This window comes from Streptomyces lycii (assembly GCF_009735685.1).
Classification (GTDB): Bacteria; Actinomycetota; Actinomycetes; order Streptomycetales; family Streptomycetaceae; genus Streptomyces; species Streptomyces lycii.
In genome coordinates, this window is sequence record NZ_WHPN01000035.1 from 35,316 (window position 1) to 55,897 (window position 20,582).

15 protein-coding genes and 1 pseudogene are annotated in these 20,582 nt (G+C 74.2%); 3 read left to right on the top strand and 13 right to left on the bottom strand.

Annotated features, from left to right (window positions below; genetic code table 11):
- Nucleotides 1-30: 30 nt before the first annotated feature.
- From GCU69_RS01720 to GCU69_RS01735, 4 genes are all read right to left on the bottom strand, one after another.
- Entirely contained in the window at nucleotides 31-984 is a 954-nt protein-coding gene (locus GCU69_RS01720; RefSeq protein ID WP_098751753.1) for a hypothetical protein, read from the bottom strand.
- 337 nt (nucleotides 985-1,321) lie between these two features.
- Nucleotides 1,322-2,341 carry a zinc-dependent alcohol dehydrogenase gene (locus GCU69_RS01725; protein WP_156204935.1) on the bottom strand — a complete coding sequence of 340 codons (1,020 nt, stop codon included), beginning with the start codon at nucleotides 2,339-2,341 and terminating at the stop codon, nucleotides 1,322-1,324.
- A 28-nt stretch (nucleotides 2,342-2,369) separates the two neighbouring features.
- Nucleotides 2,370-3,530 (bottom strand): mandelate racemase/muconate lactonizing enzyme family protein, encoded by a 1,161-nt coding sequence (locus tag GCU69_RS01730; RefSeq protein WP_098751734.1) that lies wholly within the window; start codon nucleotides 3,528-3,530, stop codon nucleotides 2,370-2,372.
- Nucleotides 3,531-3,968: 438 nt separating this feature from the next.
- Nucleotides 3,969-4,913, bottom strand: coding sequence for a GDSL-type esterase/lipase family protein (locus GCU69_RS01735; protein WP_098751733.1), 945 nt, complete (start codon nucleotides 4,911-4,913; stop codon nucleotides 3,969-3,971).
- Between the two features lie 506 nt (nucleotides 4,914-5,419).
- Between GCU69_RS01735 and GCU69_RS01740 the strand changes: the two genes are divergently transcribed.
- On the top strand, nucleotides 5,420-5,914 hold the full coding sequence (locus tag GCU69_RS01740) for a DUF3145 domain-containing protein (protein WP_098751732.1): 495 nt from the start codon (nucleotides 5,420-5,422) through the stop codon (nucleotides 5,912-5,914).
- Between the two features lie 412 nt (nucleotides 5,915-6,326).
- On the opposite strand, the gene GCU69_RS01745 is transcribed toward GCU69_RS01740, so the two are convergent.
- From GCU69_RS01745 to GCU69_RS01765, 5 genes are all read right to left on the bottom strand, one after another.
- A complete protein-coding gene (locus GCU69_RS01745) occupies nucleotides 6,327-7,601 on the bottom strand; it encodes a beta-ketoacyl-[acyl-carrier-protein] synthase family protein (protein ID WP_098751731.1) in 1,275 nt (424 codons plus the stop codon).
- A gap of 69 nt (nucleotides 7,602-7,670) precedes the next feature.
- Entirely contained in the window at nucleotides 7,671-7,919 is a 249-nt protein-coding gene (locus tag GCU69_RS01750) for an acyl carrier protein (protein ID WP_098751730.1), read from the bottom strand.
- 84 nt (nucleotides 7,920-8,003) lie between these two features.
- Complete coding sequence (locus GCU69_RS01755; RefSeq protein WP_098751729.1) at nucleotides 8,004-9,038, bottom strand: ketoacyl-ACP synthase III; 1,035 nt, start codon at nucleotides 9,036-9,038, stop codon at nucleotides 8,004-8,006.
- The gene (locus GCU69_RS01760; RefSeq protein ID WP_098751728.1) at nucleotides 9,035-9,997 is read right to left on the bottom strand and encodes an ACP S-malonyltransferase; all 963 of its coding nucleotides are present in this window, start codon (nucleotides 9,995-9,997) and stop codon (nucleotides 9,035-9,037) included. Before GCU69_RS01760 ends, GCU69_RS01755 begins: the two co-directional genes overlap by 4 nt.
- 89 nt (nucleotides 9,998-10,086) lie before the next feature.
- Entirely contained in the window at nucleotides 10,087-11,292 is a 1,206-nt protein-coding gene (locus GCU69_RS01765) for a PucR family transcriptional regulator (RefSeq protein WP_098751727.1), read from the bottom strand.
- A gap of 86 nt (nucleotides 11,293-11,378) precedes the next feature.
- Between GCU69_RS01765 and GCU69_RS01770 the strand changes: the two genes are divergently transcribed.
- On the top strand, nucleotides 11,379-12,083 hold the full coding sequence (locus tag GCU69_RS01770) for a pirin family protein (protein ID WP_098751736.1): 705 nt from the start codon (nucleotides 11,379-11,381) through the stop codon (nucleotides 12,081-12,083).
- Between the two features lie 118 nt (nucleotides 12,084-12,201).
- On the opposite strand, the gene GCU69_RS01775 is transcribed toward GCU69_RS01770, so the two are convergent.
- The 4 genes from GCU69_RS01775 to GCU69_RS01790 all read right to left on the bottom strand — a co-directional run bounded on the left by GCU69_RS01775 (nucleotide 12,202) and on the right by GCU69_RS01790 (nucleotide 19,711).
- Nucleotides 12,202-12,396, bottom strand: a complete 195-nt coding sequence (locus GCU69_RS01775; protein ID WP_098751726.1) for a DUF397 domain-containing protein — start codon at nucleotides 12,394-12,396, stop codon at nucleotides 12,202-12,204.
- Nucleotides 12,356-13,204 (bottom strand): helix-turn-helix domain-containing protein, encoded by an 849-nt coding sequence (locus GCU69_RS01780; protein ID WP_156204936.1) that lies wholly within the window; start codon nucleotides 13,202-13,204, stop codon nucleotides 12,356-12,358. The genes GCU69_RS01775 and GCU69_RS01780 overlap by 41 nt, the downstream gene beginning before the upstream one ends.
- A 206-nt stretch (nucleotides 13,205-13,410) precedes the next feature.
- Nucleotides 13,411-14,229: a serine hydrolase domain-containing protein gene (locus tag GCU69_RS01785; RefSeq protein ID WP_098751724.1), complete on the bottom strand. Its 819-nt coding sequence runs from the start codon at nucleotides 14,227-14,229 to the stop codon at nucleotides 13,411-13,413.
- 61 nt (nucleotides 14,230-14,290) lie between these two features.
- Nucleotides 14,291-19,711: a hypothetical protein gene (locus GCU69_RS01790; RefSeq protein ID WP_156204937.1), complete on the bottom strand. Its 5,421-nt coding sequence runs from the start codon at nucleotides 19,709-19,711 to the stop codon at nucleotides 14,291-14,293.
- 367 nt (nucleotides 19,712-20,078) lie between these two features.
- Between GCU69_RS01790 and GCU69_RS01795 the strand changes: the two are divergent.
- A pseudogene (locus GCU69_RS01795) lies at nucleotides 20,079-20,522 on the top strand (MerR family transcriptional regulator); the annotation flags it as partial.
- Nucleotides 20,523-20,582 lie beyond the last annotated feature (60 nt).

The following is a 20,582-nucleotide window of genomic DNA, read 5'->3' on the forward strand; positions in this document are numbered from 1 at the left end:
CGCCGCTGGTGCGGGTGCCGAGGACACCCCTTACGGGTTCTGCGCGTCGTGCGGGCCGTGCTCCCCCGGGGCCTCGGTGGCGGGAAAGCGCCGCAGCGGCCCGGGCAGCCGGGAGCCGAGCGGCGACATGCCGCCGTCCGCGCCGTGGCGCGCGAGCAGGTCCAGCACCAGCCGGCCGCGGCGCACCCGCTCCCGGGCGGTGTCCAGTGTGACGTCGCGGAGCTGAGCGCCATAGGGGTAGATCGCCGGGGCTTTGCTCAGACCGAACTTCAGATACAGCGGCGCCCCGCGGCGGATCAGCTCGGCGGCGTCGTACATCCGGACATAGCCGCCGAGATCGTCCGGAGCCTCGATGTAGAGGTCCATCGGGGCTCGGCTGACGCGCCGTATCTCGGTGAGGTGGTCGAAGGTCAGATCGGACGGGATGTTGACGGAGTCGGCGCCGAGCCGCTCCCAGACGGCGTACGAGGCCGGGTTGACCGGGCCGACGAGCGCCGACACCTTGAACGTCGTGTCCGCCGGCAGCACACCCCGCTCACGCAGCCGGTGCAGCGTCCACAGCACGCCCTCGTCGGCCACCAGCAGGCAGCGCACACCCAGCTCGGTGGCGCGCACGGCGTCCTCGACGCAGCCCGCGAGCGCGTCGTGCCCGCGGGCGCGCAGGCCGCCGCCCCGGCTGTCGGTACGGGTGGCGGCACCGATGTCCCAGGTGCCGCGCGGGCCGGTGAACAGGCACAGCTCGATGTCCCGTTCGGCGCAGGTGTCCACCATCTCGGTGATCTCGGCGTCGGTGAGCATCCAGATGCCGCTGCCCTGGCTGATCCGGTGCACCGGGACGTCCAGCCGGGACGCCTCCTTCAGCACCGTCGCCAGGGCCTCCGGGCCCTCCACGGACGGCACCTCGGTACGCCAGGAGCCGCCGTCGGGGAAGGTGTGCGGCGAGGCGTCGGCGGGGTCGTCGGCCGGCACCGGCTCGCCGAGCAGGGCGAGCGCGGCGGAACCGGGACGGCGCGGCCCGCGCGCCGGGACGGCGTCCGCCGCCGGGCCGGACCCTTGGGCCCGTTCCGCCGCACCGGCGGACCCGGCGGGCCCGTCCGGCGCTGTCTCGCCGGTCCGTTCGCTCGGGCCGGGGCGGGTGAAGCTGTCTGACACGGGACTCCTTGGTTCGGTGGGACGCTCGGGGCCGGCCGGGAGGGCCGGGGTGGCCGCGCGCGGGGACACGCCGGTCCGGTCCGCTTCCGGGGGCTGGGGAGCCGCCGGACGGCGGGGCGGGGGGCGGCGGCGCGGCCGGGGAGTGGTCGGGACGGAGAGCGGCGGGAGGTCAGGGGCGCAGCAGCACCTTCCCCACCCCGGGATCACCGCTGCCGACGAGTGCGATCGCGTCGGCGTACTCCTCCAGGGTGAACTCGTGGGTGATGAGCGGTGCCGGGTCGAGCAGCCCCGAGGAGAACGCCCGGACGGCGTACGACCAGGCCGCGGACGGCGCGCCGAAGACGCTGTGCACCGTCAGCTGGTTCATGGCCAGGCCGATCGGGTCGAGCCCGGCGCAGCCCGGCTCGGGGAGTCCGGTGAGCACGGCGCGGCCGCCGCGCCGGGCCAGGGCGACCGAGTCGACCGCGCTGCGCGGGGCACCCGCGGTCTCCACGACCAGGTCGTAGCGGCCGGTGAGCGCGCCGAGCGCGTCGGGGGAGCGGACCTCGGTGGCGCCGAACGCCAGCGCCTCCTCGGCGCGCCCCAGCCGCGGGTCCACGACGAGCAGTTCGGCCGGGGAGGAGGCGGCGAGGAACTGCACGGCCAGCAGGCCGAGCGTGCCCGCCCCCACCACCGCCACCCGCTCGCCCGGCAGCGCCCGGGCCGTCAGCGCGGCGGACGCGACGACGGCCGCGGGCTCCAGCAGCGCCGCGGCCCGCAGGTCCGCGTCCGGGCCGAGGGGGTGCAGCAGCCGGGCGGGCAGCACGAGCGTGTCGGCGAACGCGCCGGGCCGGGTGAAGCCCGTCTCGTCGTAGCCGCCGCCGCACAGCGACGTGTCGCCGCGGCGGCAGCGCTCGCACACCTGGCAGTTGCGGAAGCCCTCCCCGACGGTCCTGCGTCCGGCCAGGGCCGGGTCGACGCCGTCACCGACGGCCTCCACCGTCCCGGACCACTCGTGACCGGGGACGACGGGGTAGCGGACGTAGTCCGCGTGCCGCGTGCCGTCGTACAGCTCCCGGTCGCTGCCGCAGATCCCGGCGGCGAAGACCCGTACCCGGACCTCGCCGGGGCCCGGCTCGGCGGGCTCCGTGTCCGCGATCCGGTACGCGCCGGGCCGGTCCAGGACGACCTGCCGCTGCCGCCCGCTCATCCGCGGCCCCCGGCCGCCGGTCCCGGTGTCACTTGCCCGTCCCGGTGGGGTCGCGCTTCTCCCAGCCCTCGGCCCACAGGTCGAACCGGGCCTGCTGCTGCGGGAACTCGGCCGCCGCGTCGGTGTCCAGCTCGACACCGAGCCCGGGCGCGTCCGGCAGCCGGAAGTAGCCGTCGACGACCTCGGGGGCGCCCTTGACGACCTTCTTGATCTCGGCGTCGGCGAAGTCGTTGAAGTGCTCCAGGATCTTGAAGTTCGGGGTGCAGCCCGCGAGCTGGAGCGAGGCGGCGGTGAGCACCGAGCCGCCGACGTTGTGCGGCGCGATCAGCACGTAGTGGGTCTCGGCGGTGGCCGCCAGCTTGCGGGTCTCGCCGATGCCGCCGATGTGCCCGATGTCCGGCTGGATGATGTCGGCGGCCTGCGACTCGAACAGCTCGCGGAACTCGATGCGGTCGTGGATGCGTTCACCGGTCGCGATCGGCAGGTCGGTCTTCCCGGCGACCTTCGCGAGCGCCTTGAGGTTCTCCGGCGGCACGGGCTCCTCCAGCCAGGACGGGTGGAACCGCTCCAGCTCCTTCGCCAGCCGGATCGCCGTCGCCGGGCTGAACCGTCCGTGCATCTCGACCAGCAGCTCCGCGTCCGGCCCGATGGCGTCCCGGACGGCCTCGACCAGTGAGAGCGAGTGCAGCGTCTCGGCGTGGTCCAGCTCGAAGTGGCCGGTGCCGAACGGGTCGAGCTTCAGGGCGCGGTAGCCGCGGTCGGTCACCTTGCGGGCCGCCTCGTGGAACGCCTCGGGGGTGCGCTCGACGGTGTACCAGCCATTGGCGTACGCCTTGACCTTGTCCGTGACGCGGCCGCCGAGCAGCTGCCAGACCGGCACGCCCAGCGCCTTGCCCTTGATGTCCCAGCAGGCCATCTCCACGCAGGCGATGGCGGACATGACGATCTCGCCCGCCCGCCCGTAGTCGCCGTACTTCATGCGGCGTACGAGGTCCTCGACGGCGAACGGGTCGGAGCCGACGAGGTGGTTGGCCTCCGCCTCGCGCAGATAGCCGATCATCGCGTCGGTGCGGCCGAGCATGCGGGTCTCGCCGACGCCGGTGAGTCCTTCGTCGGTATGGACCTGGACATACGTCAGATTGCGCCAGGGGGTGCCGACGACGTGGGTGGTGATTCCGGTGATGCGCAAGACCAGGACCCTTTCGCGGTGTGCGACGTTCGATATTTCGTCACTCGTTCGAAATCCTGGCGTGACGGTAATGAGGAGCCGCGAGCAGTGTCAATGACTTTGCAGGGGTCAATGCGCGCCGGCAACGGGTTCACTACCCGCGCGAGGGGCTCCGGGCACCTCCCGCACGGGTCGTACGGCCTCCCGCGGGCGGCGAGCGCCCCGGAGGCACCGGGCGCTGCCCCGCGTGAGCCACGGGCGGCGGGCGCGGCTGCGCCTGCCCGCCACGGCCGGGCGGTGGCCGGCGGTGCGGCAGCGGTCAGTGGTCGGCGGTGCGGCAGCGGTGGGCGGTTCGGCGGCGGTCGGCCGCTGCCGGCCGTGACGCGGCCGCTGTCAGCCGCCGTCAGCCGCTGAGCCGCTGTCAGCCGCCGTCCGCGGGGTGCCGCGGCGGGCGGAGTCTCAGGACGGCGGGGCGGCCGCCGTGATCTGCCGGTGCGCGATCTCCGCCAGCCGCTGCTGGCCGTTCCGGCTGGGATGGAACCAGTCCCAGGCGCTCAGCTGCTTGCCGGTGAAGTGGTAGTCGAAGACCGCGCCGCCGTCGTACCGGCACAGCGGGTCCGCGCCGCAGACGTCCGCCAGGGCGTCGTTGTACGCGATCACCCGCTCCCGCACCTCCTCCCGCCGCTCGACGTCCGCCGCGTCGAACGAGTCCGGGTCGCCCAGCATCGACTGGCAGATGCCGAGCTTCCAGATCTGCTTGCCGACGGGGTTCTTCCGGCCCTCCGACCACAGCCGGTGCAGATCCGGCACGCTCGCCACGTACACCTGGGTCTTCGGCAGCGCCTCGCGCAGCGTCTTCAGCGCGGTCCGGAAACCGGCGCGGAACTCCTCGGCCGGGGTCATCAGCGCGACCGTGTCCCGGCAGGCGTCGTTGCCGCCCACCATCACCGTGACCAGTTCCGGCCGGTGCCGGACCGCCCGCGCCATCTGGGCGGGCAGGTCCGCCATCGTGGCGCCCGAGCGGGCGTGGTTCCAGCTGCTGCCCGCAGGGTCGTCCAGCAGCCGCCGGGCCAGGCTGCGCATCCCGTCGCCGGTGCCGGTCGCCCAGGAGACCTCCGGGCAGTCGGCGAGCACCGAGCAGGCGTCGAAGCCGCGGGTGATGGAGTCCCCGACGGCGGCGAGCGAGTCCGGGCTCGTGTCCCAGAGCGGGGAGGGGGAGGGGCTGCGGGAGGGGTCCCGCGCGGCGTCGTCGGAGCCCGCGCCGTCCTCGCACCCCGTCACCGCCGTGAGCAGGGCGGCAGCCGCGGCCAGCACGGCCACGGCGCCGCGGGTGCGGGGACGCCGCCGGGCCCGGCCGGCGCGCGCGGCGATCTCACCGGGGGTGCGCCGGGGGCTGACCCGCATGCGTCCTCCACCTCTCCTTCACCGGGCGGCCGGATTCCGGTCCGCCGTCCGGGCCGGTCCCGGTCCGGGTTCGCCGAATTTCACCGCAAACCCGCGGAAAGAACGTGTGTGCCCGCCGGTGCGTTCCCCTGACAGGGCGCCGGAGGGCCCCTGCGAGAGTGAAGCTTCCGTGATAACCGTCCCGGAGCGACGGTACGTCACCCCCGTGCGCCCGTCGCGCGGTAGCTTTTCCCCACGGCCGTCGGTGCCGGAACCCGGCCGGGCGCGGGCCGCACGGCCGCCCCGCGCGGCAGGGGTGGGCACCCCCTCCGCTTCCCGAACGTTATGGCGCGTCACATCCTGTCCCTTTTATAGAAAATGCTCCCCATGGTGTTTACTGCTGGTGATCTCCAGGCCTGGTGCGGAAGTGATCTCTGGGGCAGAATGTCAAGTGCTGTTCCGGACGAGATCGGTACGGGCACGAGGCCGCTGGGGAAGGCGTACCTCGTCCCACACTGGAGGTCCCGGTGACGACACGTGGAGTCCTGTACGTGCACTCCGCCCCCCGTGCCCTGTGCCCGCACGTCGAATGGGCCGTCGCGGGGGTCCTCGGCGTGCGCGTGAGCCTCGACTGGATCAGACAGCCCGCGGAACCGGGGACCTGGCGCGCGGAGTTCTCCTGGCAGGGCGAGACGGGGACGGCCTCCAAGCTGGCGTCGGCGCTGCGCGGCTGGCATCTGCTCCGCTTCGAGGTGACCGCGGAGCCCTGCCCCACCGCCGAGGGCGAGCGCTACAGCTCCACTCCTGACCTGGGCATCTTCCACGCCGTCACCGGGATCCACGGGGACATCCTGATCCCCGAGGACCGGCTGCGCGCCGCTCTCGCCCGCTCCGGCCGCGGTGAGACGGTGCTCGAGAGCGAGATCGCCAAGCTGCTCGGCAAGCCCTGGGACGACGAGCTGGAACCCTTCCGGTACGCCGGCGAGGGAGCCCCGGTCCGCTGGCTGCACCAGGTCGTCTGACCGCCGACCGCCGACCGCCGACCGCCGACCGCGACTGCGGCGGGGCGGCCGGGCCCCGGCGCACCGCCCGGGAGCGACGTCGGACGATCCGCACGGCGGTTCACACGGCGGTTCACACGGCGGTTCACACGGCGTCCGCAACGGCGGTCCGCACGGACGGTGCGTCACGCACGGCGATCCGCAAGGGCCATCCGTACGGGCGAACTCGCGGCGTCCCGGCACAGGGATCCGTCAGTCCCGTACGGACGACGCCTGTGACGACGCGTAGGGACGACGCGTACGGAAGACGCCTGCGGAAGAGCCGGGCGAACGGAGAGCCGGGCGAACGGCGAAAGGGGCCCGGCGGCCGGTCGGCCGCCGGGCCCCTTCGTTCGTGGCTCCGGCGCGGTGCGCTGTGGCGGTGCGCCGCGGCTCAGGCCGTCCGGAACGCCAGGACGACGTTGTGGCCGCCGAACCCGAAGGAGTTGTTCAGCGCCGCGATCGTGCCCTCGGGCAGCGCACGGGCCTCGCCCCGCACCACGTCCGCGTCCACCTCGGTGTCCAGGTCGTCGATGTTGATGGTCGGCGGGGCGATCCGGTTCTTCAGCGCCAGCACGGTGGCGACGGTCTCGACACCGCCCGCGCCGCCCAGCAGATGGCCGGTCATCGACTTGGTGGCCGAGATCGCCACATGGTCGAGGTCGTCGCCGAGCACCGAGCGCAGCGCCTTGACCTCGGCGACGTCACCGAGCGGAGTGGAGGTCGCGTGCGCGTTGAGGTGCGCGACCTCGCCCGCCTTGAGGTCCGTCGTCTCCAGCAGCCCGCGCAGGGCCGCGGCGATGCCGAGGCCGGCCGGCTCCGGCTGCGCGATGTGGTGGCTGTCGGCCGACAGGCCCTGGCCGAGCACCTCGCAGTACACCTGGGCGCCGCGCGCGGCGGCGTGCTCGGCGGACTCCAGGACGACGACGCCCGCGCCCTCGCCGAGGACGAAGCCGTCCCGCGCCGTGTCGTACGGCCGCGACGCCTTCTCCGGCTCGTCGTTGTTCTTGGACATCGCCATCATGTTGGCGAACGCCGCCACCGGCAGCGGGTGGATGGCCGCCTCGGTGCCGCCCGCGACGACCACGTCGGCGCGGCCGGTGCGGATCATCTCGACGGCGTACCCGATGGCCTCGGCGCCGGAGGCGCAGGCGCTGACCGGGGTGTGGACACCGGCTCGGGCACCCACCTCCAGGCCGACGTTGGCCGACGGGCTGTTGGGCATGAGCATCGGCACGGTGTGCGGGGAGACGCGGCGTGCGCCCTTCTCCTTGAGCACGTCGTACTGGCCGAGCAGGGTGGTGACGCCGCCGATGCCGGAGGCGATGACCGCGCCCAGCCGCTCGGGCGCCACGGCCGCGCCGTCACCGGGGTCCGCGCCGGCCGGGCCGTCGAAGCCCGCGTCGGCCCACGCCTCCCGGGCCGCGATCAGCGCGAACTGCGCCGAGCGGTCCAGCTTGCGGGCCAGCGGCCGGGGCAGGACGTCGCCCGGCTCGACAGCCGCGGGGGCCGCGATCCGGACCGGGAGGTCGGCGAAGAGTTCGCCGTCGAGTGCCTTGGCCCCGGAGCGCCCGGCGAGCAGGCCTTCCCAGGTCGAAGCGCTGTCGCCACCCAGCGGTGTGGTTGCGCCGATACCGGTGACGACCACGGTGCCATTGGTCGAGTTCATCGGAATTCTGTCTCCACGAGTAGAGGGGTGTCTCAACCGCCACCGCCGGGGTGGCGACGAACGCTTCGCTCAGGCCTGGTGCTTGAGGATGTAGTCCGCGGCGTCGCCGACGGTCTTGAGGTTCTTGACGTCGTCGTCCGGAATCTTCACGTCGAAGCGCTCCTCGGCGGCGACGACCACCTCGACCATGGACAGCGAGTCGACGTCCAGGTCGTCGGTGAAGGACTTGTCCAGCTGGACGTCCTCGGCGGGGATACCGGCGATCTCGTTGACGATCTCGGCGAGACCGGCGACGATCTCTTCCTGCGTGGCGGCCATGACGGCGCTCCTTCGGTGTGTTTCGTTACTGATCTTCAGGATGAAGCTGTTCCGTGCCCGGAAGCCCGGACCGCGGTGATGTGCCTACGGGAGGGTAACGACCGTGGCTGCGTAGGCGAGACCCGCCCCGAAGCCGATGACCAGCGCGGTGTCACCGCTCTTCGCCTGCCCCGTCGCGAGCAGCCGCTCCATCGCGAGCGGAATCGAGGCCGCCGAGGTGTTGCCGGTGGTCTCGACGTCCCGGGCGACCGTGACGTGCTCGGGCAGCTTGAGGGTCTTCACCATCGAGTCGATGATCCGCATGTTGGCCTGGTGCGGGATGAAGACGTCCAGGTCGGCCGGGCTGACCCCGGCCGCGTCCAGCGCCTGCTGGGCGACCTTGGCCATCTCGAACACCGCCCACCGGAAGACCGCCTGGCCCTCCTGGCGGATCGCGGGGAACTTCAGCTCCCCGTCGGCGCCGACCGGCAGCTGACCCACGTCGCCGACGCGGTAGCCGTCCCACGGGACGGTCTGCGAGATGACGTCGGACTTGTCGCCCTCCGAGCCCCAGACGCTCGGGCCCATCGCCGGCTCCTGGGACGGGCCGACGACGACCGCTCCCGCGCCGTCGCCGAACAGGAACGCCGTCGAGCGGTCCGTGACGTCGGTCAGGTCCGACAGCCGCTCGACGCCGATGACGAGGACGTGCTCGGCGCTGCCCTCGGTGACCATGCCCTTGGCCAGGGTGAGCCCGTAGCCGAAGGCCGCGCAGCCCGCGTTGATGTCGAACGCCGCGGGCTTGCCGGCGCCCAGCTTGTGCGCGATCTCGGTGGCGATGGCGGGGGTCTGCTTGAAGTGCGAGACGGTGGCGACGATGACGCCGCCGATCTGCTCCGGATCGAGCCCCGCGTCGGCGATGGCCTTGCCCGCCGCCTCGACCGCCATCACCGCGACGGTCTCCTCCGGGCCCGCCCAGTGCCGGGTGGCGATGCCGGAGCGCGAGCGGATCCACTCGTCGGACGAGTCGATGTGCTTGAGGATCTCCTCGTTCGGCACCACCCGGGTGGGGCGGTAGCCGCCGACGCCGGTGATCCGCGCGTACGGTGCGCCCTTGCCGGGCTTGATCTTCGACGTCATCGTGAGGAGCGCTCCTGTTCCGCGGACGGGCCGGCGTGCTCGGCGATGAGCTCGCGGGCGGCCTCGATGTGGTCCGGTGTCTTCAGCGCCAGCGTCTTGACCCCCGGCAGCGCCCGCTTGGCCAGGCCCGTGAGGGTGCCGGCGGGGGAGACCTCGATCAGCGCGGTGACGCCCAGGGCCTTGAAGGTCTCCATGCACAGGTCCCAGCGGACCGGGTTGGAGACCTGTCCGGCCAGCCGCCGGACGACGTCCCGGCCGGACTTGACGGTCTGCCCGTCCCGGTTCGAGACGTACGGCGTGTGCGGGTCGTGGACGGTGAGGGCGCCGACGGCGTCCTCCATCGCGGCGACCGCCGGAGCCATGTGGTGGGTGTGGAACGCCCCGGCCACCTTCAGCGGCATGACGCGCGCCTTCTCGGGCCGGTCCTCGGCGAGCGCCGCCAGCTGCTCCGCGGTGCCCGCGGCGACGATCTGGCCGGCGCCGTTGACGTTCGCCGGGGCCAGGCCGAGCTTGGTCAGATGCGCGACGACCTGTTCGTGGTCGCCGCCGAGCACGGCGGACATGCCGGTCTCGGTGACGGCCGCGGCCTCGGCCATCGCCAGGCCCCGCTTGCGCACCAGCGCGATGGCGTCCGTCTCGCTCAGCACACCGGTGAGCGCGGCGGCGGTCAGCTCGCCGACGCTGTGTCCGGCGGCGGCGCCGACCAGCCGCGGGATGTCGGCCGCCGGGTCGTCGAAGAGGGCGCGGGCGGAGACCAGGCCCGCGGCCACCAGCAGCGGCTGGGCCACGGCGGTGTCGCGGATCGCGTCGGCGTCGGCCTCCGTGCCGTAGTGGACCAGGTCCAGGCCGGAGACGGCCGACCACTCCGCCAGGCGTGCGGAGACACCGGGGAGGTCGAGCCAGGGAGTCAGGAAGCCGGGCGTCTGAGCGCCTTGGCCGGGAGCGACGAGTACGAGCACTCTCACACTCTCTCTTGTCGGCGGCCCCCGCCGCCGGTGGGGACAGGGACCAAGAACGGACAGGGTAATTGTGGGTGTCCGACAAAAAGCTACGGCTGGGAATCCGCGTCCCGAAGTCGCCCCAGGATCAGCGCGACGCGCAGCGTGAACGCCGACCGCACGTCGGAGGGCGACCAGCCGGTGACGTCTGTCACACGTCGGAGCCGGTAGCGCACGGTGTTGGGGTGAACGAAAAGCATCCGGGCGGCGCCTTCGAGGCTGCTCGCCTGCTCCAGATAGACGCTCAGGGTTTCCAGGAGCGCCGAGCCGGCCTCCTCCAGCGGTCTGTAGATCTCCTCCACCAGCTGCTCGCGGGCGGCGGTGTCGCCGGCCATCGCGCGCTCCGGCAGCAGATCGTCCGCGAGCACCGGACGGGGCGCGTCGGGCCAGGCCGCGCACGCCCTCAGCCCGGCGGCCGCGGCGGCGGCGGAACGGGTCGCGGACAGCAGGTCGCCGACGACGGGGCCGGCCACGACCGGGCCCGCGGCGAACGGGCCGATCAGGTCCTTCGCGCAGCGCAGCGGGTCGTCGCTGCCGCCCGCGATCACCACCAGCCGGGTGCCGAGCACCCCGGTGAGCACCTGGAGCTTGGCGTGCCGCGCGGCGCGGCGGATGGCCTCGACGGTCAGTTCGCTGTCGCCGTCGGGCGCGGTGCCGAGTACGACCGCGACATGCTCGGGCGAGCTCCAGCCCAGCGCGGCGGCCCGGGACAGCGCGCCCTCGTCGGCCTCCCCGGACAGCACCGCGTTGACGACCAGCGACTCCAGCCGGGCGTCCCAGGCGCCCCGGGCCTCGGCGGCCTGCGCGTACACCTGGGCGGTGGCGAAGGCGATCTCACGGGCGTAGACGAGCAGCGCCTCGCGCAGCGCCGACTCGTCACCGGGGGCTGCGACCTCGTCGATCGCCGACTCCATGACCTCGATGGTCGTACGGACCATCTCGACGGTCTGCCGCAGCGTGATCGCCCGGGTCAGCTCGCGCGGCGCGGTGCCGAAGACGTCCGTGCTGATCGCCTGCGGGGTCTCCGGGTGCCGGAACCACTCGGTGAAGGCCGCGATGCCGGCCTGGGCGACCAGTCCGATCCAGGACCGGTTCTCCGGGGGCATCGCCCGGTACCACGGCAGCGTCTCGTCCATGCGGGCGATGGCGCTCGCCGCGAGGCTGCCGGACGACTTCTCCAGCCGGCGCAGGGTGCCGGCGTGGGCATGGGAGTGATCAGACGCATCGGATTGAGGCACGGGACAAGCCTGCCTCATCCGTGGCCGGTCCGGGGGCGCGGGGCCGGTGCCGTGCCCGCGAGGCCGCCCGTGCCCGCCCGCGTGCCGCCGTCTACGGTGAGGGCATGAGCGAGGTCTGGCGGGCGGACGCACGGTTCCCGGGCGGCGACGCGGAGGCCGGGATCGACACCCGGCACGCGTTCTCCTTCGGCAGGTTCTACGACCCGGACAATCTCCGCTTCGGCGCGCTCGTCGCCTGCAACGAGGAGCGGCTGGCGCCGGGGGCGGGCTTCGCGGAGCACCCGCACCGCGACACGGAGATCGTGACCTGGGTCGTCGAGGGAGAGCTGACCCACCGGGACTCGGCGGGGAACGAGACGGTCGTGCGCCCCGGTGACGTCCAGCGCCTCGGCGCGGGCTCCGGCGTGCGGCACGAGGAGCGCAACGACGGCGAAGCGCCGCTGGTCTTCGTACAGACCTGGCTGTCGCCGGAGCGGCCCGGCGGGCAGCCGGAGTACGAGGTGGTGCGCGGCATCGCGGACCGCACGCCGCTCGCCGTGGAACGGGCGGGCGCCGTGCTGTACCCGCGCCGCCCGGCCCCGGGAGCGCCGGTCGCGCTGCCGGACGCGCCGCGGGTGTACGTGCACGTGGTGCGGGGCGCCGTGCGGCTGGACTCCGTGCGGCTGGACGGGGAACGGACGGACGGGGAGCGGACGGACGGCGAGTGGCTGGGACCGGGGGACGCGGCGCGGATCGCGCCGTGCGCGGGCCGCGGGATGGTCGCGGACGACGCGGGACCGACGGAACTCCTGGTCTGGGAGCTGCCTTGACCCGCCCCTCGGACTGAAGCCGGAGAGGTCGGCCTTCCCGACCGTCCCCGTGCCGCCGCGCGGCACGGGGTTCGGGGTCGGGAAGCCGTGGCTCCTGCCCGGCCGGTGTGCGGGGAGATCAGCGCAGGTCGTCGACGAACGCCCGCCAGGCGCCCGGGGCGAGGGTCAGGACGGGGCCGGTCGGATTCTTGCTGTCACGGACCAGGACGGCGTCACGGCGGTCGTCGGCCACCTCGACGCACTCGCCGCCGGTGTTGCCGCTGTAGCTGGACTTACGCCACCGCGCGTTCTTCAGGCTGGGACCGGTCTCCATAACGCTCCTCCATCACGCGGGCGATCAGCGCCGCCGAGTCCTCGACGGAGAGGGCTGCGGCTTGGAGGTGAGCGTAGCGGCGTGAGGCTTCCCTGATGGTGTCGGGGTTGGCGGTCATGTGCCCGGAGATGAGGTCCTCCGTGTAGACGACGTCCGGGTCGTCGTCGAAGCGCATGGTGGTGAACGAGCCGGCCAGGCTTGCGTGTTCACCAGCCATGAACGGCAGCACCTGAACGCGCATCCAGCGGTGACCGGCGAACTCCAGCAACCGTTCGAGCTGCCCCCGCATCGTCTCCCGGCCGCCGATCGGCCGGTGCAGCGCCGCCTCGTCCAGGATCACCCAGGCCAGCGGCGGCCGCTCCCGGTCCAGGATGCGCTGGCGCTCCATCCGGGCCGCGACCAAGCCCTCCAGGTCGTCCGGCATGCCGGTGGCCAGCACGGCCCGCGCGTACTCCTCGGTCTGCAGCAGGCCGTACACCAACTGCGCCTGATACGTCGAGATGTACGCGGCGCGCGCCTCCATGTCCGCGTACGGCTGGAACCAGTTCGGGAGCCGGCTGCGCAGGACCAGGCCGACCAGGCGGGAGAAGACGCCGTCCGTGCCGAGCGCCGCGTCCACCCGCTCCGAGAAGTCGCGCGTCGGGATTTTCTTCGTGGTCTCGATCTGGCCGATGAGCGAACCGGTGCAGAAGATGATGTCGCCGAGCTGGGCCTGACTGAGGCCGTTGGCCTCTCTCTGGCGGCGCAGCTCCCAGCCGTAGTACGCCAAGGGGGAAGCGGTGGGATCGAGCGACTGGACATGGGCCACGGCGGACACCTCCGGCCTGCGACGCCTCACGGCGTTCGTATCGGTACGTAGCCGAGCGTAATCGCCACGTCGCACTCCGGTGGTGGGAATCCCGTAAGCGGTCCGCAGGCGCAGGCCCCCGGCCCCGGGCCGCGGACCGGGCCCGCGCCGGGTTCTTGGTGTGCGCCGACGCGGGCTCCCGGGACGCGGGAAGGGTGGCGGCGCCGTCAGCCCTCCCGGAGTTCGGCCAGCACCGCGTCGGTGAACGCCGGCCAGGCCTCGGCCGCCCACGGCCCGAAGTCCCGGTCGGTGAGCACGACACAGGCCGCCCCCGCCTCCGGGTCGACCCACAGGAACGTGCCCGACTGCCCGAAGTGGCCGAACGTCCCGGGCGAGGACGAACCGCCGGTCCAGTGCGGGGACTTGCCGTTGCGGATTTCGAAGCCGAGGCCCCAGTCGTTGGGCTTCTGGTGGCCGTAGCCCGGGAGCACGCCGGACAGGCCGGGGTGGACGACCCGGGTCGCCTCGGCCACGGTCCTCGGGTCCAGCAGGCGCGGCGCCTGCAACTCGGCGGCGAACCGCGCCAGGTCGGCGGTCGTGGAGACGCCGTCCTTGGCGGGGGAGCCGGGCAGGTCGGTGGCGGTCATGCCGAGCGGTTCCAGCACCGCCTGGCGCAGATACTCGGGGAACGGGATCTCGGTGACCTTCGCCAGATGGTCGCCCAGCGCCTCGAAACCGGCGTTGGAGTACAGCCGCCGGTCGCCGGGCGGCGCCAGCGGCCGGTCGTCGTCGAACGCGAGCCCGGAGGTGTGGGCCAGCAGATGGCGGACGGTCGAGCCCTCCGGCCCGGCCGGTTCGTCCAGATCGACGGCGCCCTCCTCGTACGCCACGAGCGCGGCGTAGGCGGCGAGCGGCTTGGTGACGGAGGCGAGGGGGAAACGGTGACCGTCCGGCCCGTGCGACCCGGCGACACCGCCGTCGGCTCGGACGACGACGGCCGCCGCGGTGGGCACCGGCCAGTTCTCGATCGTGCGCAGGCTCTGCATGCGACCGAGCCTAAACGCAGTCGTCCGGTGGACGCCCGCGGCCTCCGCCGAGGTCCGCCGGTCACCTCTGGACACCGCCGGCCGGTGCCCCGAGGCGGCCGTGCGGGTCCGCCACCTTGGCCCCGTCCCGGGCGGACGCGAGCATCCGCCGGACCGCGGGCGCGGGCATCCGCACGATCACCGGGGTGGGCACCAGATGGTCGCGGACGGCCGACTCGACCCGCCGCGTCGCCCGGTTGCGCACCCGCGCGACGACCCGTACCCGCAGGTCGAACTGGACCAGGACCGACTGCGTCCTGGGCTTGCGCACCGGCATGGAGCCGGAGCCGGCCGCGGCGTTGTCGGTGACGGCGCCGCCGTTGTCGGAGCGGAGCAGCGCCTCGTTCAGCCGGAACTCCTGCGCGTTCAGCAGCCCCGCTCCCGCCGCTCCGCGCACGTTCTTGCCGTGCTCCCGCCCGTGCTGGTGGTCCTGCCCCGTCGGCCGGTCCCCGTCCGGGGAACTCGGCGCGATCGCCTCGAACGTCATGGTGTCACCGGCGTCCAGCACCCTGCCGTGGGTCAGCTGCGCGTGCAGGGACGTCTCCAGGTCCTGGCCCGCGACGCCGGTGGCGTGGGCGGGCGGCAGCTTCACCCCGGCGGACGCCAGCAGCGGCAGCGCCGACGCGAGCCACTCGGTGGACACGGCCTCCTGCTGCGCGTACGCGGCGGCCTGCCCCGTGTCGTGGAACCGGGAACCGCCGTGTGCGGCCCGCACCGCCTCGCGGACCGCGCCCCGGATGCCCGGCGCCCCGCGGAAGCCGTTGACCTGCGCCTCGTCGGGGAGGGTGACTCCTAGCGAGCGCCACCGCGCCAGACGCGACGGGTCGTCCCCGCCCGTGCGCTTCAGGTTCCTCCCGGCCAACGCCCCGTCCCGCACCGGGGTCACCCGGTCCAGGGCCCGCAGATCGTGTTCGAGGATCCGGTGGACCAGATCACCCTCCAGGGCGGTCCGGGCGATCACGCCCTCGGAGGAGCGCAGCGTCAGCGCGCCCCGGACCGGGACGGTCACCCCGCGGGACTCCGCCTTGGCGTCGGCGACGGTCTTGACCCCGGTCTGGCCGCGCCCCGAGGAGCCGCGCTTGCGCGAGGAGCTCGAGCCTGCGCCGAGCCCGGCGGCCGCACCGGTGCTCTTGACCGGGTGCTGTCCGAGTTCCGGCTTGCCGGCACCCGTGACCATCGCGTCGACACCACGGATGCCGGACTCCTCCTCGCTGTCGCTGCGGCCGCTGACGGCGGAGGTGATGTACTCCATGTCCCGGCCGTCCGAGGCCCGGTCGCCGACCGAGCCGGGGCCGGTGGCCTCCACGGCGAACTCCGCCCAGTACGGCGTCCTCCGGCCGCGGAACAGCTCGACCGTCACCCCGCCGTCCATGGCACCGGCCAGCAGCCCGGTCGCGCCGTCCCGGTCCAGCACCCGCAGCAGCCGCTGGACGTTGTCGTACGGGTCGTCCGACTGCCGCTCCGGCAGCAGCTCCCGGGCCAGGGCGCGCGCCTTCGCGCCGCCCTCGGTGCGCAGCTGCCGGATCAGCGGTCTGAAGTCGGGCAGCTGCTCGATCATCCCGAAGCCCGGGGGAGTGCCCTGCCGCAGCTGCGCCGGCACGCCCGCCTGCGCCGGGGTGACGGCGGGCGCGGCGGGCGCGGGTCCGTCCGCGGCCCCCTCGCGCGGCCGTTCCCCGGGCGGCAGCAGACTGGCCGGCGTCCGGCCGGCCGCGCGGTCGGCCTCGCCCTGTTCCCGGGCCGCCCGCCGCTCCGCCGCCCGTTCCGCGGGCGTTCGCAGGGGGATGCCCGCGGCTTCGCACTGCTCCTTCGTGAGCCATACGGAGACCTCCGCCGGAACGGTCCGCTCGGCGGAGGCGACGTACGGCCTGCCGCCGACGGTGACCTCGGCGGACATCCGCATCGCCAGGTCGCACTGCACCAGGTACAGGTCCCGGCCGCGCGGGCTGTGCGCGTTGCGCTCGATGCTGCCGGCCAGCGACTCGGACGCGTTGCTGGTGCCCGCCAGTGTCCAGCTCGCGCCCACGGCCTCGCCGATCCGCCACTTCGGGTCGTCGCCGGGGTGCAGCACCTGGTTGTCCTGCATGCTCAGGCCCTGGGCGCGGAAGCCGCCGCTGCGGCCCCTGCCGCGCTGGCCGGACGCCTGGTGGCCGCCGAGGACGTAGTTCTCGGTGCCCGCGCCGCTGTCCCGGTGCACCACCCGCGGCCGGGTGAGCGCGAACCGGGTGCCGACCGCACCGCTCAGCGCGGCCAGCCGCCTGGGGTGGCGCAGGTTCTTCACCACCCAGCCGGAGGAGACGCCCTGGCGCAGGGCGGCGGACACGGCGCGCGCGGAGAGCCGCTCCTCGATCGCGAGCCGGGGCGCCAGCCCGTCCGTCTCGAACGCGCGGTCGCGGCGTACGGCGTCGTTGCGCGCCGCCGCCTTGGCCAGCAGTTCGTACGCCATGGCACGGACCGGCTCGCCGCTGCCGGCGGTCTCCACGAACTGCCAGTCCCGCACCGTGCGGCCGCGCGGCTGCCAGGAGCCGGAGGTCAGCTCGCCGATGCCGGACTCCGCGACCGGGGTGAGGGGGGTGGCGCGGCGGCGGCCGGCACGGGCCTCCAGCAGCTGGTGGTTCTCGTCGTCCAGGGTGAAGGCGCTGGGGGTGGTCAGCCGTACGTCCTGTGTGCCGAGCCGCAGCGGATTGTCCGCGGCGTCGTCGGCGGAGGACGCGATCCGCTCCACCTCCGGCGTGTCCCGGCCGGGGGCGCCCGGGGTGAGGGCCCGCTTGGCGGTGCGCTCCCGCTCCACCAGCGTCACCTGCACGGACAGCCGGAGCGGGCCGCCGAAGGCGCTCGACCGGGTGTCGCCGTTGCTGAGCGAGTCGGTACGGGTCGTGGGCCCGCCCTGGGCGCGCCGGGTGCCCTGCCACAGGGCGTCCCCCGTGACCTGGCCGGAGAGCGCGCCCGGGATCAGGCGCACCTGCCCGACGGCGCGCACGCCGCCCCCGCGGGCGCCGGCACGACCGCTCTGGAGGCCGGTGGTGACCCCGGCGGTGCTCCGCGTCAGCCAGTCCCCGGTGTCGCCGAGCCAGGTCAGTTCGCCCATCTCGCCGGACACCCGGACCAGTGCGTCGTGCGAGGTCCAGGTGGTCTTGCGGCGCAGCCGGACCGGCACGCCGGAGGAGAGCAGCTGTTCCTTGTTCGCCCGCAGATTGGTCTCGGACAGGACGGTGAGCAACTGCCGGTAGTTCTCCCGCTGCGCGGTCTGCTCCTCCCGGCTGAACTTCTTCTCCGGCTGCTTCTTCCGGAGCTTGCCCGGCGTGCGGGGCGGCTCCGGCGTGGGGGCGGGGGCGTCACCGTGGGCCGGGAGACAGCCGGCCAGCTTCGGGTGCGTGGCGAACAGCTGCTCGATGCCGGAGATCAGCGGCCCGGTGTCCAGCCCGCTGAGCGACACGCTGCCGCCCATCGCGCCGAACGGCAGATGGCGGCCCGCCTCCGCGCCGTTCTCGTCGCGCTCCCTGACGAACAGGTCCTTCTCGGCGGTGCCGGGGGGCAGCGGCAGGCCGAGGTGCCGGGCCTCCTCGGCGCGCAGCGTCACCCAGACGTCCATGGTGTGTTCCGCCGAGCGCGACTGCCGGCCGGCCTTCATCGCGGGGGACAGCGGTCCGCTCCCCTCCACGGCGATCACCACCCGGCCGCGGTAGAGCACCTTGTCACCGCGGATCTCCGCGCCCTGCCGGATGCCGATGGACTGGTCGGCCGAGGCGAACCGCATCTTCCGGGCCTCGGCGAGCGGCAGCACCCCGGCACGTGCCCGCGGCCCGGCGTCCAGGACGCCCGCGCCCACCGCCGGGCCCACGCCCACCTGGCCGCCGCGCCCCTGTCCGTGGCTGTTCGCCTCGCTGTGCTGGACCTGCTGATGGGTGCGCAGCTGGGTCCTGCCGGCGGACCAGCCCGGCGCGAGCCCGCTGAGCGTGGCGCGCATCCGGTACGAGCCCTCGGTGGAACCGTCCTTGGCGACCAGGTCCTCGCCGGTGACCCAGCCGCCCAGCAGCCGGGGCAGGTCCTCGGCGACGGTCGCGGCGGAGGTGGCGGCGTAGAGGCGGGCGCGGCCCGGGGCGCCGGGGCCGGTCAGCGACGGGTGCAGCACGGACTTCACGGTGTCGAACAGGCCGTCCCCGCCGTCGTGCGGGTCGTGCTCCCCCGGGGGCTCGGTGACCGCGACCGCGGCGAGGGAGTCGGCGAGCCGCACCGAGCGTGCCTGCGGGCCGTCCAGCTCCGCCATGGGCCCGAGCGCGCTCCGCAGGGCGGGCACCAGGTGCTCGCGCGGGACGAGCAGGTCGAGCGAACCGGTGCCGTCGAACCGCTGCACGGTGTGCAGCGCGGAGTGCTCGGTCCGCAGGGTGAACCGCACCCGGCGCGGCACCCGTACGGTTCCCTCGTCGGAACGCAGCACCCGGTGCTCGTTGACGGTGCGCTGGGTGCGGGACTCGTCGGCGGTGTGGAAGGGGTGGGCGCCGACGTTGAAGGCGACGCCCGCCGTGAGGCCCGGCACCGGCGTGGGGACCAGGCCCATGCCCGCGGCGGAGCCGCCGTAGCGGGAGGACCGGCCGTGGCCGCGGCTCGCCGATCCGCCGGAGTTGCGGTGCAGGTCCAGCTTGGTGGCGGCGTCGTCGGGGTCCGACAGCTCCCGCGGCTGCCCGGGGGCCGGTGCGGGGCCGGGACCGGTGCCGGGGCCGGGCCGTGGGGCGTCCGCGGGCGGCTCGACGAAGCGCGGGGGCGTCTCGGCGGGGTCCGCGGTGACCGCGAGCGTCACGTCGTACCAGGCGCTCGGGGCGCCCCGGCCGCGGATGTGGAAGGAGCGGCCCCGGCCGAAGAACGACTCCGGGCGCCCGGTCAGCTCGTCGCGTATCCCGGCGACGGACTCCTCGGAGCCCTTGACGGCCTTCCGCAGATCGCCGAGCACGGACTCGTATCCGTCGAGGCCGCTGACGGAGGCCAGCCCCGGGGCCCGGAGATCGCGCAGATACGGGGGGAGCAGCAGGATCCGGGGCGGCGCCGCGGGCGCGTTCGCCGGGGTCTCCCGGCCGGGGGCGCGCCCGCCGGGGCGGGCCGGGCGGGAGGAGGAGAGGCGGCGCGGGGTCTCGGCCTCCTCGGCGACCGGCGCCAGCGAGGGGCCCGGCAGACGGGACGGCCGGCGGCGGGCGGCGGACGGGGCCGGCTCCTCGGCGATGGGAGGGAGCGAACCGCGCTGGAGCATCAGGCGCGTCACGGCGGCGTTGCCGGCCGACTGCTGGAGGGCGAGCAGCTGCCGCGCGTCCGGGCCCGCGGGCGAGGGCCCGGCGAGGGACGCGCCCGCGTCGGAGAGGCCGGAGCCGCCGGTGTCCCGGGCCGCCGGCGCGCGCCGGTCGCCCGGCGTGGTGGCGGTGGCCGGGCGTCCGGATTCCTGCTGTGGCGTGTGCATGTGGAGCCATCCCTCTGGGCGGGGCGGTGACCGCGGTCCCGCGCCGGCCGCCGTCGCCGAACCAGTCCCATCAGCGCGGACGGACGCCGGTGAGGTGGGGAGAGGCCGCTCCGCGTGGGCAGCGTAGGACAGCCGGCGGGGGGCTTTTCCGGACAAGATGGATGTTGGCGGTCTTGGCATCCGGTGCTCACCCGGAGGCCATGGGAGCGCCCCCCGTCGGCCGCTTTGCGCAGTCGAACCGGCCATCGATTGGCACATGCCGGACGAATGACCGGAAAACATGGGGGAATTGTGCTTGCTTGGAGTGCACTCGAAGTCTCTAGCGTTGACCCCCGCGAGGTTCGGATCCAGGAAGGGATTCTTCGACATGACCGTGGTGGAGAGCGTGCCCGCACGACGGGATCTGTGCGCCTCGGGGCCCGCCCCGCATCCACGCCCCGCCGGACAGGACCGGTACACCATCAGCGAGGTCGTCGCCTGGACCGGCCTCTCGGCGCACACCCTGCGCTGGTACGAACGGATCGGGCTGATGCCCGACGTCGACCGCTCGCACACCGGCCAGCGCCGCTACAACAACCGCGACCTGGACTGGCTCGGCTTCGTCGGCAGGCTGCGGCTGACCGGGATGCCGGTCGCGGACATGGTCCGCTATGCCGAGATGATCCGCGCGGGCGACGAGACGTTCGCCGAGCGCCGCGAACTGCTCGCCGCGCACCGGGAGGACGTACGGAGAAAGATCTCCGACCTCCAGGAGACCCTGTCCGTACTGGACTTCAAGATCGATTTCTATTCGGAGGCCGCGCGCCCCGCGGCCGTGCACCCGGGCGCGGCGGACACCGCGCCGGAGAGGTCCCACAGCACATGTCAGACC